Source organism: Flagellimonas sp. (assembly GCF_965222555.1).
Classification (GTDB): domain Bacteria; phylum Bacteroidota; class Bacteroidia; order Flavobacteriales; family Flavobacteriaceae; genus Flagellimonas.
Genome location: NZ_CBDCUG010000001.1, coordinates 94337 through 109971, shown reverse-complemented (window position 1 = coordinate 109971; position 15635 = coordinate 94337). Strand labels below are relative to the sequence as shown.

Annotated in this window: 9 protein-coding genes; 2 read left to right on the top strand and 7 right to left on the bottom strand. The window is 39.4% G+C overall.

Features of this window, described 5'->3' with window-relative positions; all coding sequences use genetic code 11:
* The 3 genes from ACOQO1_RS00395 to ACOQO1_RS00385 all read right to left on the bottom strand — a co-directional run bounded on the left by ACOQO1_RS00395 (position 1) and on the right by ACOQO1_RS00385 (position 6185).
* Positions 1 to 1662: a hydantoinase B/oxoprolinase family protein gene (locus ACOQO1_RS00395; protein ID WP_420600916.1), complete on the bottom strand. Its 1662-nt coding sequence runs from the start codon at positions 1660 to 1662 to the stop codon at positions 1 to 3.
* Positions 1663 to 1664: 2 nt separating this feature from the next.
* Positions 1665 to 3728, bottom strand: coding sequence for a hydantoinase/oxoprolinase family protein (locus tag ACOQO1_RS00390; protein ID WP_420600915.1), 2064 nt, complete (start codon positions 3726 to 3728; stop codon positions 1665 to 1667).
* A 105-nt stretch (positions 3729 to 3833) separates the two neighbouring features.
* A complete protein-coding gene (locus tag ACOQO1_RS00385; protein ID WP_420600914.1) occupies positions 3834 to 6185 on the bottom strand; it encodes a TonB-dependent receptor in 2352 nt (783 codons plus the stop codon).
* A gap of 114 nt (positions 6186 to 6299) precedes the next feature.
* Here ACOQO1_RS00385 and ACOQO1_RS00380 point away from each other — a divergent pair, with 114 nt between their 5' ends.
* On the top strand, positions 6300 to 7535 hold the full coding sequence (locus ACOQO1_RS00380; RefSeq protein WP_420600913.1) for a hypothetical protein: 1236 nt from the start codon (positions 6300 to 6302) through the stop codon (positions 7533 to 7535).
* 135 nt (positions 7536 to 7670) lie between these two features.
* Positions 7671 to 8132 (top strand): GNAT family N-acetyltransferase, encoded by a 462-nt coding sequence (locus ACOQO1_RS00375; RefSeq protein ID WP_420600912.1) that lies wholly within the window; start codon positions 7671 to 7673, stop codon positions 8130 to 8132.
* Between the two features lie 91 nt (positions 8133 to 8223).
* Here the strand turns inward: ACOQO1_RS00375 and ACOQO1_RS00370 are convergent, their stop codons facing one another.
* The 4 genes from ACOQO1_RS00370 to ACOQO1_RS00355 are packed head-to-tail and all read right to left on the bottom strand — an operon-like array spanning position 8224 to position 15409.
* Positions 8224 to 9768: a response regulator gene (locus ACOQO1_RS00370; RefSeq protein ID WP_420600911.1), complete on the bottom strand. Its 1545-nt coding sequence runs from the start codon at positions 9766 to 9768 to the stop codon at positions 8224 to 8226.
* Position 9769: 1 nt separating this feature from the next.
* On the bottom strand, positions 9770 to 10372 hold the full coding sequence (locus ACOQO1_RS00365; protein WP_420600910.1) for a chemotaxis protein CheB: 603 nt from the start codon (positions 10370 to 10372) through the stop codon (positions 9770 to 9772).
* Positions 10338 to 11165, bottom strand: coding sequence for a CheR family methyltransferase (locus tag ACOQO1_RS00360; protein ID WP_420600909.1), 828 nt, complete (start codon positions 11163 to 11165; stop codon positions 10338 to 10340). The genes ACOQO1_RS00365 and ACOQO1_RS00360 overlap by 35 nt, the downstream gene beginning before the upstream one ends.
* The gene (locus ACOQO1_RS00355) at positions 11165 to 15409 is read right to left on the bottom strand and encodes a response regulator (RefSeq protein WP_420600908.1); all 4245 of its coding nucleotides are present in this window, start codon (positions 15407 to 15409) and stop codon (positions 11165 to 11167) included. The genes ACOQO1_RS00360 and ACOQO1_RS00355 overlap by 1 nt, the downstream gene beginning before the upstream one ends.
* Between the last annotated feature and the right edge of the window lie 226 nt (positions 15410 to 15635).

Sequence of the window (15635 nt, the reverse complement as noted above, 5' to 3'; positions counted from 1 at the left end):
TTAGATATTATAGAATTCCTTTGCTTCTTTTTTCGAGATATAGCCGTTTTTTACATCCAAAAGGACTTTCTCTTTTGCTCTGTCTTCTGGATTTCCATAACCACCACCGGTTGCGGTAACGCATCGTACAACATCGCCTTTTTCCAAGGCGATGTTGGTCCCTAGGTTATGTCTTTCCCGTGTGCCGTCATTTCGGATGATCATGAAATAATTGTACGATCCATCATGTCCTCCATTCATACCCCAAGTTTTTGTTTTTTCACCCAAAAAGGCAGCGGTGACATGAGCACCGTTGGATACAATTTTATAATCAACATATTGTCCATTGCCGCCTTGAAATTCACCATACCCACCACCTTCATTATGAAAGGCATACTGTTCTACCTGAATACCATAGCGCATTTCACGGATTTCGATAGGAATGTTGTAGGATTCCCCACTCCCGCAAGAGAGCTGCCCACGGTTTCCATCATGTGAAGCTGAAGCTCCCCATCCACCAGCCAACGGTTCAGCTTGAATGTAAAACTGCCCAGTGTCTGGATGCATCCCTGAAATGAAAGTGGCACAGACCGAGCGTAAATGCCCGGCAGGTAATTTATCTGGAATCATGGGCGCCAAAATCTTCCAGATTAAATCTATGGAAGTAATCAAAACCTCGTAATAAACTGATACAGCCGAAGGTGCTTCGGCACTAACTATGGTTCCTGGTTCGCAGATGACTTTCATGGGCCTGAAGGCTCCTCCGTTGGCATCCATTTGTGGTGTGGTTATGGCTTTAAAAAGACTTCGACAACCCGTGACCAATCCACTAAAGGCTAGATTGGTTGCTCCTTTAACCTGAGGGTGCGAACCATTAAAATCAGCTATAAACTCGTTGTCAGTTACGCTAATTTTGGCTTTGATGGGAAACGGGCCTTCACCAAAACCATTGTCTTCAATTTCGGTTATTCCTTCATATACTCCATTTGGAATCTTCTTTAAAGCTTCAATGCACATTCGCTCCCCATAATCGAGGAAGTCTTCCTTGGCCTTTATGAATGTTTTCAGGCCATATTTTTCAATAATTGAAATCACCCTTCTTGCACCTACTTCTGCTGCTGCAATTCCAGCATATAGATCGCCAAGGGTGCTATCCGGTAGTCGTACATTGGATTTTATGAGGTCAATAATGGCCTCATTGATTTTGCCTTTTTCCCTAACTTTTATGAAAGGGAAGTGTAGTCCTTCCTGAAAAATTTCTGTGGCCACAGTAGAGACCGAACCTGGAAAGGTTCCTCCCAATTCGGTCCAGTGCGCTTTGTTGACCGTGAACGCAACTAGTTCATCTTTATAAAAAACAGGAAATATTACGGAAACATCGGAAAGGTGAGTGCCTCCCCCTGCATAGGGTGTATTGGCAATGACCACATCTCCCTCCTTCAAAGCGTTTTTTCCATTGAATTTTTCCAGTGTAGCTCGTACTACTGAATCCAAGGCCGCCAAAAATGCGGTTACCCCGTTACCCTGGGCCAAAAGTTCCCCTTTGGCATCGGTTATGCCTACGGCATAGTCCAGTGATTCGTATATGATGGGACTCATGCTGGTACGCTGTAAGGTTTGAAACATTTCATCACCTGCAGCAACCAGTGCATCCTGTATGATTTCTAAGGTAAACTTTTCCATAGCTAGACTTTTTGTAAGGTTAGGATTAGGTTTCCATACTCGTCAACGTGCACAACATGCAAAGGGGTAACCAGGGTGGTTGTGGCTTTTTCGGCAATCACAGCAGGTCCCTTGATTCTCATTTTTGGTTCTAAGAGGTGTCTGTGGTAAAATGCGGTTTGATGAATTCCTAAATCATCAAAATCGACCTCCCTGGTGTCAAAGAGTGCTTCTTCAACTTTTCTGTCCGTGTTCTCCAACTTTGGAAAGTCAGGTTTGTCCACAACCACCTCGGCAACCAAATGAAAGTTTACCAGTTCAACTGGGGCTTCTAACTCAAAGGAGTAGTGTTTTTTATGCTCTTTGTGGAAATACTGGATTATGGTATCCAACGGAGTATTGTCGTCAAAGCCGGACAACAACACTTTTACATAATGCTCTTGACCAGCATAGCGTAGATCTGTATAATAGGTGAACTTGATATCATCGCGAGCATAACCATCCAATTTGAAGTTCTTAATTGCCTCATTTTCCATTTCTGTAAAGGTGGATTGGATGATGGCTCTCTTTTCTGGCTCCAGAGTTATCACATTGGTCCTGATAAAATCTCGTCGTATATCCGACATTAGCATTCCGAATGCGGAAAACACGCCGGCATGTGGTGGAACAATCAGTTCTGATACTTGAAGCTCCCTTGCAAGGTCTGCTCCATGCATTGAACCTCCACCGCCAATGACAACCATGGTGAAATCCCTAGGATCGTGACCCTTGTTCACTGAAATAAGCTTTAAGGCATTGACCATATTGGAATTGGCTATTCGAAGAATACCCTTGGCGATGTCCTCTTTTGATGCATCCAGTTTTTCACATAAAGCTTTGGAAGCTTTTTCAATACTTGGATAATCGGGTTGGAGGTCACCTCCCAAAAAATAATCGGGATGTATGCGTCCAGTGATAATATTGGCATCCGTTGTGGTCAGGTTTTTTCCACCACGACCATAAGCGGCAGGACCTGGCATAGCTCCGGCGCTCTTTGGGCCAACATGCATTTTATTCCCTTCATCTATCCATGCAATACTTCCTCCTCCGTTGCCAATCTCAACAATATCAATTACCGGGGTTTGAATGGGATAACCCGCTTCTGTTCTTGAATGTTCTATTTTATAGTTGGTTGTTATTTTTACCTGACCATTTTCCACCAAAGCACACTTTGCCGTGGTTCCACCAATGTCCAAAACGATTAAGTTCTTTTTACCAATGACCTTTCCCAGGGCAATAGCGCCAAAAACACCACTGGCAGGGCCGGATTCCACCATGGTAATTGGATTACTCTTTACATCGTTCAAAGTGGTGATCCCCCCATTGGATTGCATAATGTAAGGGGTGTCTCTTAGTCCTTGGTTCTTTAATTTTTCTTTAAGCTGGTTCAAGTATTTTTTCGCAATAGGAAGGACATAGCCTGAAAGGACGGTTGAACTGGTTCGTTCATATTCACGCCACTCTCGGGTGACTTGATGAGATGCAATGATTTCAACGGTATTATCGAGCTTTGACAATTTTTGAACAAGCTCGATTTCATGTCGCGGATTTTTATAAGCATGTAAAAGGCATATAGCAATGGCTTCAACCTGTTCTTCCTTACAGGTTTTTAGAATAGCCTTTAGGGTTGCCATATTCAACTCTTTGATAACCTCACCCTTATAATTCATTCGTTCTTCTACCTCAAATCTTAAATATCTGGGGACGAAGGGAGGTTGTTTCACAAAATTGAAGTTGAACAGGTCGGGTCTGTTACAGCGGGCAATCTCCAAAACATCCCGAAATCCTTTTGTGGTTATCAGGGCCGTTTTTGCGCCTTTACGTTCGGTGAGTGCGTTAATGACCACTGTGGTACCATGGGCAAAGAACTCAATTTCCTTTAAATCCACATTCCCTTTCTCTATGGTATCCAAGATGCCCTGTTCAAAATTGGAAGGTGTGGTATCTGATTTTGCGACTTTTACTCCAGTTGGTTTACCCGTTTTTCTGTCAAATTCCAAGCATACCAGGTCCGTAAAAGTCCCGCCTATATCTGTTGCGACTCTCATAATTTTATTAATAAATTTTAAAGAAAGCCACTAATGGGTTTTAGTGGCTTTGCAATTGCATTGGGTCACTTAAACTAACTCAAATAGTATTGTTGTGGACAAGAATTAGAACTTGTACCCTATACTGGCCCCATAGGTTGCTGGTTGACCTAGCCAAGCAAGATCAGAACCACCATTGGAAAACGTTTGTGCAAAAAACTCTGTTATATACTCTGTATCGGTGAGGTTGGTCCCCCAAAGGTTTATTGAAAAATTATCGAAGGTAAGCCCGAGTCTTGCATTCAAAAGACTATATCCTGAAGACACAGCTTCGTTATCTTCATGCCAATATATTTGCCCTGTTCCTTCCACATTGATATTTCCATTAAATGAAACATTCTTCGCTATATCAAAACTCGATTCTAATCCAAAACTATAACTGTCCTGTGGTACAAGCGGGGTGTTGTTGCCAGACACATTTATGGTTTCGTTTGCCCCGGTACTCACCGTGGATGTACCTTCTGTTATTCTGGCCTTGCTTACCCCATAACTACCTAGAATGTCCAGCCAATTAGTTGCTCTTAATTTTAAATCCGCTTCAAATCCAACGGATTCACTTTCTGGAACATTGAAATTGCCAATGAGAATGTTTCCATTTCCACCATCTAGCACAAGGGCATACAATTGTTGATTGCTGAAGTCAATATAGTACCCTGAAAGATTCAGTATAAAACGGCCATCCCATAAACTATTTTTCATTCCGATCTCATAATTATCGGTGGTTTCCGCTTCAAAATCTGAATTGTATCGCACCGTATTTCCTTGGTTAAAACCTCCGGTTCTGTATCCTCGACCGTAGTTGGCATAGAGCAACATATCGTCAGTTGCTTTTAAGGCCAAGGAAAGTTTAGGTTGTAGTTGGGTATCTGTTTTTTCCGGATTGGTGTTTTCGGTTACGTTGTCTTGTTGAATGTTATCCCGATCAAACCGAAGTCCGGCTGAAAGGGTCAACTTGTCCGAAACCTGAAAGTCCATAAATCCAAATGCAGCAATAGTGTTATAGGTATTTGTAAAGTTTCCAATAGCCAATCTGGATTGGGTTCCGGTAGGTTCAAAAGGTGGTGCAAAAAAGCCAAAATCTGCGGTTGCATCTGTGATTAACTGCTTGTCCAATTTTTGATAGAAAGCACCAAGGTCCCAATTAAATTTACTATCGGTGGCTGTAGAACTCAGTCGAAATTCTTGGTTGATGGTTTCCGTGTTGCTATCTTGAATTTGCCGTAAAACATCCGCAGGTGTGAAATCCAGGTCACCAATATGATTACGTTCTCCTTTATTATAGGAAGAGGAGGAGGTAAATCGAACATCGCCTAGGTTAAAGTCAAACTTGAGATTACCATAGATCGCATCCAAAGTGGAGCGCCCAAATTGATCTCCTTGAATGGCAAGGTTGTCAAAATCATCAGGATCAATATTTGCATTCCCTGTTGTTGGAGAGGCATAATACACTGCTCCTGCTTCGGCATCGATGTACTGTCCGGTTAGCGTGGCGGTGGTATTAGATGATAAAACGGCTTTTAACTGACCTCTTATGGACAAATCTTCCACGAAATCCGGAGCGGTGTTTAAAGTAACGTTGTTCAATAAACCATCTCCTTTTTTATAGGAACCTGAAATTCGATAGAAAAGTTTGTCTTTTACCAATGGTCCTGTGGATGATAATTGTGCTTGCAAGAGATTTCCGTTGGCATAACCAAATTGAATCTTGTTTCTAGATGTATTGGTAGGCTCATTGGTAACAATGTTGATTGCACCAGCTATGGCATTCCTACCATAAAGAGCTCCCTGAGGACCTTTTACAATTTCTATCAACGCCAAATCAAACAATTCTTGGTTAATCAAATTGGCATCTGGTAGTGTCACTCCGTCAATCACAAAGGCAATGGGCGATTCTCCATTTCTGATATGCGAAATTCCCCTGACAGTGATAAAATTGTTGCCAATGTTCTGTGAAGTGGTAAAATTTACATTTGGAATTTGGTCTGCGAAGGTTTGAACATTATTTATCCCTTTGGTTTCTATGGCCCGTGCCGTGAAGGTGACCACTGACTCAGGAATGGATTGCACGGATTCGGCTCGTCGTCTAGCTCTACCCACTACATTATCGAACCCCTTAACAACAACCTCTTCAAGTTTGGAGGCATCTTCTTCCATGGTTACATTTAAGGTATTGCCATCAATTGTGATTTCCAAGGTTTTAAACCCCAGATAGGAGAAGACCAGGGTAGCACCGGAGTGGGCCCTTATAGCATAATTGCCCTTAAAATCTGTTGTAGTGCCATTTGTAGTTCCTTTTTCAACTACGGATACACCCAAAAGTGGACCATCGGCAGATTGAACCTTACCGCTAACCTCAATGTTTTGAGAGAAACCGAAGAAAGGTATAAATAGTATTAGTAATAAAACTGGTCGTAGCATTGGTTATCTGATTATAAATTAGTTGGTTAAATATAGATAGGGTTATTTTCCTAAATTTTTTTTCCGAATTTTATATTATATTTTAGTAATTCCAATTATATATTCTGGAAAATAATGGAAAATCTATTGAAAAGAAATGAAAGTGAAACGTTATTGTTAACTAAACAGGTCTTCAATGTACTGTTGGATAAGGTGATAGCCCATTTTAAAGAGTCACATAAAATTGATGGCAACTACAAAGATTCCCAACTATATGGCTTTGGAAATTATGATTTGGAAAAAGCCAATCTAAAAAATGATTTGGAACTCGTTCTTCGAGGGTATGTGAATGGAAAGTACCTATATAACAAGCATCGGGAGGTGTCTTCTGGCAAACCAATTATCAAAATCAGTAGGGAATATAGATCACTCTTTTTTAATTATTTGGGGTACAGGGATGTCATCGAATTTATTGAAAGTGGTTTGTTTACCCCCAAACAACGCGATAAACAATTTGAACTACTTAGCAGAAGGGGAAGTTTAATAGATCATTATTACGTGTGTTATTATTTTGGGGAGGACAATAAGATGAACAAGGGCCAGGTGGTCATCTATAATGATTGGAAAACCGTAGAAATGATATATGTATACGTGGATGAAAATGGCGCGCGGGGTGTATATACATTCTACGGAACGATCAGTCAGAGTGAAGACTTTGCACATTTTGACACCAAATACTTTGTGGGAAACAAGAAAAGTGAAGGTGCAAAATTCATTTTTTTCATCGGAAAATCGTCCCCAAATGAACGACATTATCTTATAGGGACCTATTCTGGATTTGATAAGTATGATAGGGCCATTGCAGGAAAAATGATTCTTAAGAAATTCAGCTCCAAAGCAGAAATTGAGGAAGAGGTAAATAGCAAATCATTTGACCCCATTATTTGTCAAGAATTAAATAAGATTAGGTTGGTCGTGGAAAGCAACATAAGAAAAAATCCGCTGAGGTTTTCGAAGAAAAGTCCCTACGCACAGATCTTGACTAAGTCGGCAGGTGATTATGTTTTTGAGTTCATTACTGGAGGAAGCAATCATGAATTAAAACTAAGAATAGAGAAATACCACTACAACATTGTTAGTTTAAATGATTCCATAATTATTGAGGACGATAAGGTTCTTGTATTGAACAAAGGGCAGATATTGAACCTTGATTTTTCCATTTCAGGAATGTTTTATTTGCAAAAAACATCCATTTATATCAATGCAATGGATTTCATTGACAAAAACAAAGAGGTGGAAGGGAATTTCAATGGTGTAGATGTAAACAATAATATTGTTTCTGGTTTGGTCAAAATTTCAAATCTTATTTAAGTTTTAAGAATTGAAGAATTAAGTTTAAAAAACACCATAGTTATGTCATGCAGTTTAGGTTTGGCATAGCTTTTATACTATTGTTATTCATTACGTTGATCAATAGGCTGAGGTCAGTACCAAAATTATGAAGATATGGATGTGAAATTCAGACAAGCGACAAAAAATGATGTACCATCAATTGTGCAAATGATTGCCGATGATAAGTTGGGAAAACAGCGCGAAAACTTTCAAGACCCACTCCCTAAAGAATATTATACTGCTTTTGAAAGTATAAATAGCGACGATAATCAGGAGTTGATTGTTGTTGAAGGCAATGATAATCTTATTCTAGGGACATTTCAATTGACTTTTATCCCATATTTAACGTACCGAGGGGGCGTGAGGGCCCAAATTGAAGCGGTAAGAATACGCAAAGATCAAAGAGGGGAGGGGCTTGGTCAAAAAATGATGCTGTGGGCCATTGAAAGAGCCAAAGAAAGAAAAGCCCATGTTTTACAGCTAACAACCGATAAAAAAAGACCAGAAGCTTTAAACTTTTATAAAAAGCTTGGTTTTATAGCCTCACATGAAGGCATGAAAATGCATTTGAAATAAACGGATTTATGGAATCAATCTTAGAACCCCAAAAAAGAGGATAATATCAAGGATAAATGGTACTTAGTATGGATTCTCCTAAAAGGCCTACCTATGCTAAGCGTTCTTCATAAATCTGGGAAATTAAATGTTTCAACAAATTTTCTACGGGAGGTTTTTCATATACCCCGTCAATTCCTGATTTTTTTGAAAGTGCCTGGACTTCATCATTGACCAGACCGGTCAATCCAAAAATGGGAATGTCAATACCTTTGTCCCTAATTTGTTTGGCTAGGTCATAACCGCTTATGCCCGGCATATTGATATCTGTGAAAATCAGGTCGGGACCTATACTGTCCACCTGGTCAAGTAGAGCTTCACCATCCTCGAGCATAGTGATATTTCCACCAATTTTGCTGAAAACCACTTCAGATAGTGTACGCATAAGGATATCATCATCTACAACAACAATATTTAATTTTTCATCAGTAGCGTGGATCTCTTGACCATTTGTTTTGGTTGATGCAGCCTCTGTAGGCTCCAATGTTTTTATGGGAAGCTTTATGTTAAAGCAAGACCCAGTTCCAACTTTACTGGTTACCGTTATTTCTGCCATATGGGCATCCACTATTTTCTTTACGATCATGAGTCCAAGTCCTGTACTTTTTTCACCTGCGGTGGATTTCACGGATGTTTTTGCAAAAGGATCGAACAAATGGGTTATTTCTTTTTCGGGAATGCCCTGTCCTTCATCCTCAATGGACAGCAACAAATAATCTCCTTTCTTTTGCGCTTTTAGGTGTATTGTAGTGTCTTGATGGGAAAATTTTATAGCATTGGTAATCAAGTTGTTGAGAACTTGGTTCATCTTATTTTTGTCAAAAGCAGCCTCAAGGCCATCAACTTCGATTTCTCCAATGAGGTTGATATTCTTTTTACTTGCAAAGACTTGGTTGAATAGAATATTGCTCTCCAGGAAATGATGGACATTTACCATTTCCTCCTCAAGTTCAATATTTCCCGATTCCATTTTGCTAATGTCCAAAAAGTCGTTCACCAGATTTTGGGCAAACTTTGTAGAAATAAAAATGTTCTCCAATTCTTGTATTTTGGTAGGGTCGTTCAAAATAGGACCTAGTTCTTTGAGCAATGATTTGGAGTAAAATTCTATAATTGCCAGTGGGTTTCTTATGTCGTGAGCAGCTATTCCAAGGAATTTGTTTTTAAGTTGATTCAAGGCGCACAACTCCTGATACTGCTGCTCCAAAGCTCTTTTTTGGTTGTAGAGCGTAACAAAAATGTCCACTTTTGCGGATACAATATCTGGATCCAAAGGTTTGTACAGATAATCCACGGCACCTTCGGAATATCCTTTTATGACATACTCTTTCTCTTTATTTATTGCCGTGGCAAATATTACGGGAACATTTTGGGTAGTCTTTCTGCTCCTAAAGATTTCTACGAACTCAAAGCCGTTCATTTCAGGCATTTGAACATCGGTGATGACCAAGGCAAATTCGTGTTTCCTAGCTAATTTTAAAGCTTCGTTTCCGCTGGTGGCCGAAATTATTTCCCGGTCCTCTTTTTCAATAATCTGTTCCAGAGAATATAAATTCTCTACCAGATCATCAACAATTAGAATTTTTGCTTTGTCCATTTCAAAAATATTTAGCGGCAGTGTTATAAAGTTCGTTTGTTGATACTATGTGGTCAACCCTGTCCACGGCCTCAAGCACCGCACTGGGCATTGTTTTTGCAAAGGCCTCTTCAGGCGCTTGAACTATTAATTTTCCATTTCTTTTAGCTACCCATTTAGCTCCGTTTGCACCATCGGCATTTGCTCCACTGACTATTATGACTATCAATTGTTCTTTCAAATTGAAAGAAAAAGATTCCAACGAAACATCAGCAGAAGGCCTTGAAAACATGACTTTTTCACTAAGATCTAGACTAAGGGTCATATTTTTTTCCATAATGCAGTGGTATCCGGCCGGAGCTAGATAAACTATACCTTTTTTCAAGGATGTTCCATGTTCAACAGTTTGCACTTTTATAGATAGTTTTTTACCTAAATATTTTGCTAGGTAATCTTGCGATCCGGTTTTTCTGTGCAATAGCACCACAATTGCTGCTTTTAGGTCCTGTTTTATTTGCAATAAAAAACTCTCCAATACATCTATTGCACCGGAAGAACCACAAAACAGAACCACTTTAATGGGTTCTGGGCTACCTTTTTTTTCTATATATTTTGAGCTTGCCATTGATTGTTTCCAGTTCATTAAAAACAGTTGAAAAAACTGCACTTTCCTTTGCTCCCAAAATAAGATAGCCACGAGGGGCTAGGCTGTCCATGAATAAGCGTAGCACTTTATTTTGTTGTTCTGTGGTCAGATAGATAAAGACATTGCGGCACATGATCATATGCATTTGGTTGAATGAGGAACCATTTACCAAGCTATGTTTGGTAAAAATCATGTTCTGACCTAATTCTTTGTTCATTTTTACCCTGCCATAGTTGGCTACATAGTAATCTGACAATGAAAATGCACCACCCGATTTGATATAGTTGATGGAGTATTCTTTCATCTCTTTAAGTCCATAAATCCCTTTTTTTGCATGGTTCAGTACTTCAGAATTGATATCTGTACAATATTGAACCGAACGTTTTAGCAATCCATGTTCCTTTAACAGGATAGCAAGGCTTAAAGGTTCTTCTCCAGTGGAGCACCCGGCATGCCAAATATTGATTCTGGGGTAGGTCTCCAAAAAACCGAACAATTCTTCCCTCAAAAATTTGAAAACCTCAAAATCCCTGAACATTTCGGTAGTATTGACCGTTATTTCGTTCAAAAGCTCATCATCTGTTAGTTTTTGATTGACCATAAAGTATTTGAATGCACCAAATGTGTCACACTCTTTCAATTTCATAAGTCGCAATAGCCTTCTTCTCAAAGATTCCTGGGCGTATCCCGAAAAATCCAGACCATAAAGATTGTTGGACATATCTATAAAGTCCGCCAATTCATCCTGCGAGATTTCTAGTAGTACTTCCATTATTTATATAGCCAAACTCTCAATAATGACAATAACTTTTCTACGTCCAGGGGCTTGGACATATAATCACTTACCCCGGCCTCCAAACACTTTTCACGATCTCCTTTCATGGCTTTTGCCGTCAAAGCGATGATTGGAAGTTTTTTGTGTCCCAGTTCCCTAATTTTTTTTGTGGCTTCGTATCCATCCATTACAGGCATCATAATGTCCATTAACACAGCGTCAAACTCACCATTTTTTACTTCGTCCACAGCTTCTTCGCCATTGGTGGCAATAGTTACTTCAACCTGTTCTTCCTCCAACACTGTTTCCAGTGCATAGATGTTTCTCATATCGTCATCCACGATAAGTATTCGCTTGCCTTTAATGATATCTTCCGAAGCAAATTCTTTGGGAGGCAATACTTTATAGTCCGTTTGTGTTGAATTGAGCATGTTCATAAAAAGCTCTGTCTCCTCCGAAAGTCGATCATAGGACCTTGTAGTTTTTAGGACTACGGAAGTGTCCTTATGACGTTCTATCTGCTTCAGTTCTTTTTTTGTCAATTCCCTACCGGTAAACACAATTACAGGGACCTCTTTTTTCTGCATTTTAAGTTCTTCCAATAACTCAATGCCATCTATATCGGGTAGTCCCAGATCTAAAACGACCAGGTCTGGGTGCTCAGTTTTAAACAGCTTACGTGCATCTTTGGCATTTTTGGCAGCTACGGCTTCCAATTGTTTGCTTTTCACCATTTCTTGCAGTGCTTTGTTATTGGATTCATCATCTTCGATGATTAGCACTTTTTTCATATCGGTACCAGAAATGGTTTTTGATATATTGGAAAAGGTCCGCTCTAGTGTATCAAGGGCTATTGGCTTGACTAAGTATTCAACCGCGCCCAACTCCAGACCAAGTTTTGTTTTGTCTATACCAGATATCACATGAACAGGAATATGAGCATATTTTTCATTTGCTTTAAGTTTTTTAAGCACTGTCCACCCATCCATTACGGGGAGTTGCATATCCAATATTATGGCATTGGGAAGATATTCTTCTACATGTTCCAAGGCCTTGTCCCCTTGATTGGCCACAAGTACTTTGAAGCCATTTTCCCTAGCTTGATCTAAAAGTACCTTGGCAAACTGAAGGTCATCTTCGACAACGAGGAGTGTTTTATCACCTTCCACAAGTAAATCTCTATCGTCTGCAATTACGGCCTCAAGCTTTTTATTGGAAACTTTCTTTCCAGCTTTTGTTTCTACCAATTCTTCAACAACATCGTCTTTAAGAGTGGACTCAGGCTCAACAGTGGAAGTTGGGTTTTCCTCATCAGTATTTTTTGTAGAGGGCTTTGATTCACTGACCTCTTCTCCAACAAAAGGTAAAAAGAGCGTGAAGGTAGACCCTTTTCCTATTTCGCTTTCCACAAAGATTTCCCCACCAAGTAGTTTTACCAATTCTTTGGAAATACTGAGTCCAAGCCCCGTTCCTCCGTATTTTCTTTGTGTGGTTCCATCTTCTTGAACAAAAGCTTCAAATACCGATTCAAGTTTTTCAGGAGCGATACCTATTCCCGTATCCGTTACCGCAATTTGTAACACCTGCTCACTTTTTAAAAGAGTTGGGCTTGTAAATTTTGAGAGTGTTTTACTGTTTTTGAATGCTAATGTAACGGTACCTTTTTGATCGGTAAATTTAAAGGCATTGCTGAGTAGGTTCTTAACGACTTGATTTAACCGTTGCTTATCGGTGCAGAAAGTTTCTGGAAGGGAGTCGTCAACATCCAATACAAAATTGACATTTTTATCTTCTGCAATGGCTATAAAAGTTTTCTGGCTTTCTTTAGCATAAGAACGTAAATCATGGGGCTCAATTTCCAATTCTATTTTTCCAGATTCCACTTTGGCCAGGTCCAGTACCTCATTGATCAAGCTTAACAAATCTTCTCCAGATTTGTTGATGATTTGTGCAAACTCGATTTGTTTCTCGGTTAGATTATCCGTTTTATTGTCTTGAAGCAGTTTGGAAAGGATGATTACACTATTGAGCGGTGTTCTAAGCTCGTGTGACATATTGGCCAAAAACTCCGATTTGTATTTTCCGCTTTTTTCAAGCTCCTCCGTTTTAATGACCAAAGCGGTTTGGGCCTGTTCCAAAGCTGCATTTTTCTCAACTGTGTACCGATGCTGTTCTTCAAGTTGTTGGGCTTTCTCTTCCAGCATTACGTTGGCTTTTTCCAATTCTTCCTGCTGTTGCCTTAATTCTTCTTCGGAAGCTTGTAACTGGTTGGCCTGTTTGGTCAATTCTTCATTGGATACCCTTAGTTCTTCTTCCTGTGCTTCAACAATTTCTTTCTGTTTTTGCACCTCAAACTGGATTTTCTTTTGCTCCGTAATGTCAACAGCTATTTTGAGAATTTTATAGGGTTGCCCCTCGGCATCAAGTAAGGGGTTATATGACCCCTGGATCCATACAGGTTTTCTGTCCTTTGTTCTCCGCTCAAACTCTCCTTGTTTAAACGTACCTTTTTTGAGTTCTTGCCAGAATTCTTGATATTCTTTTGATTTGGAATGGGCATTTCCAACGAATAGTTTATGATGCTTGCCCTTTATCTCATCTAAGGAGTATCCCATTAAATCCAAGAAAAGCTCATTCGCTGTGAGCACGTTTCCGTTAAGATCAAACTCAATTGCGGCATTGGAACGATTAATAGCGGAAATCTGGTTGTTGACTTCAACAGAGAGTTCTTCGGTCTTTATCTGTTGTTCTTTTTGTTTTGTAATATCAACGGCAACTTTAAGGACTTTATAGGGGCGACCTTCCACATCAAGTATTGGATTATAAGACCCTTGTATCCATATAGTTTTGCCATCTTTTCCTCTACGTTCAAACTCCCCTTGTTTAAATTCAGCTTCCTTTAATTCCTTCCAAAATCCCTTATATTCTTTTGATTTGGCATATCTGGGTTCAACAAATATTTTGTGGTGAACTCCTTTAATTTCATCCAAGGAATACCCCATTAGATCCAAGAAAAGATCATTGGCCGTGAGAATGTTCCCGTCAAGATCAAATTCTATAGCCGCATTGGACCGGTTGATGGCCGAAATTTGGTTGTTGACCTCAATGGAGAGCTCTTCGGTTTTGGCTCGTTCAACCACACCTTTAATTATAATTCCAATAGAGGAACTGATTTCGCTAATAAACTCTTGTTGCGCATCATTAAAGCTGGTAAGGGTACCGAACTCCATCACCCCAATTATTTCTCTGTTATGTTTAATGGGGATTATGGAGATTTCCCTTGGTATGGTTTTTCCTGCACTTGAATTTATTTCCAAATAATCTTCAGGAATATTGGTGATTGTAATCGATTTTCCTTCATGAGCACATTGACCGACAAGACCTTCACCAAACTTAAAGCTATCCGGTAACCCAGTGGTGTTTTTAAAAGCATAACTGCCATATAATTTTAGTTGGTTGGATTCAGGATTGAACAAATGTTCGTTTAAATAAAAAGTTCCTACGGAAGCTTTTAAAAGTTTGCTGATTACTCCGCATACAATGGTAGTTAAAACGGTAATATCCTGAACCCCTTTGGTGGTTTCATAAACTTGGGAAATGGCAGTTTTTATCCAGTTCTGTTTTTCAATTTCAGCTGTCCTTTTATCAATTTCCTCCTGTTGTCGAATTTCATCTGTAAGGTCCCGGAATACCCCTGTCAGTATTGTGGTACCATTTATATTGACTTCAGTTAGTGATAAATGGACGGGAAATAGGGTTCCGTCTTTTCTTTGACCCGTAATTTTTTGACTCTTATTGGTAAGTTGAATATCCCCAACCCCTTCATGAGGCACATCCGATTGATGAGTCAATAGCGCATCAATTTTTTTACCTTTTATTTCTTCGAACTTATATTGAAATAAACTTTCGGCGGTCCTATTATAGGATAAGATGGTCCAATCTTGGCTTAAGGTTACAATACCGTCAGCGGCATTTTTAAGGATTGCTTTGTTTTTGGCATCATTTTGCAAGAGAAGTTTACCTGCATAAAGCATTTTTTTAATATTCCCATAAGCATATATTCCAGTGGCTAGGATAGAAGCTATAAGAATACCTGTTACTAGCCAAGTGAATGTGGTAAATTCATTTCGACCAATCCATAAGATTAAAATGGATAAAAGTATGAAGGCCGTCAGGGATGAAATTACGATCAAACCAACGGATTTGTTAAGTCTTTCTTCTGAAGAAACTGCATTTTGCATGGAATACGTATTTATTGGTACTGATTTACCTGTTTTCATAAGTGTCTCGTAGTCCAATGTGTCGGCAGAAATTGATGCTTACATATTTGTCATAATTATACTGTTTTGATGTAGGTTTTTACCTACAACGTAAAATTTAACCGATTTGTATATTCAGCACCAAGTTTTAGAACATTTTGCCAAAAGTTGAGTTGAATAAATGAATTCGGTTTTATAACTATTTAAA

Coding starts and splice junctions, on each gene's coding strand:
- ACOQO1_RS00390 (WP_420600915.1), bottom strand. CDS start 3,728: ATGAGAGTCGCAACAGATATAGGCGGGACTTTTACGGACCTGGTATGC.
- ACOQO1_RS00395 (WP_420600916.1), bottom strand. CDS start 1,662: ATGGAAAAGTTTACCTTAGAAATCATACAGGATGCACTGGTTGCTGCA.
- ACOQO1_RS00355 (WP_420600908.1), bottom strand. CDS start 15,409: ATGCAAAATGCAGTTTCTTCAGAAGAAAGACTTAACAAATCCGTTGGT.
- ACOQO1_RS00385 (WP_420600914.1), bottom strand. CDS start 6,185: ATGCTACGACCAGTTTTATTACTAATACTATTTATACCTTTCTTCGGT.
- ACOQO1_RS00365 (WP_420600910.1), bottom strand. CDS start 10,372: ATGGCAAGCTCAAAATATATAGAAAAAAAAGGTAGCCCAGAACCCATT.
- ACOQO1_RS00380 (WP_420600913.1), top strand. CDS start 6,300: ATGGAAAATCTATTGAAAAGAAATGAAAGTGAAACGTTATTGTTAACT.
- ACOQO1_RS00370 (WP_420600911.1), bottom strand. CDS start 9,768: ATGGACAAAGCAAAAATTCTAATTGTTGATGATCTGGTAGAGAATTTA.
- ACOQO1_RS00375 (WP_420600912.1), top strand. CDS start 7,671: ATGGATGTGAAATTCAGACAAGCGACAAAAAATGATGTACCATCAATT.
- ACOQO1_RS00360 (WP_420600909.1), bottom strand. CDS start 11,165: ATGGAAGTACTACTAGAAATCTCGCAGGATGAATTGGCGGACTTTATA.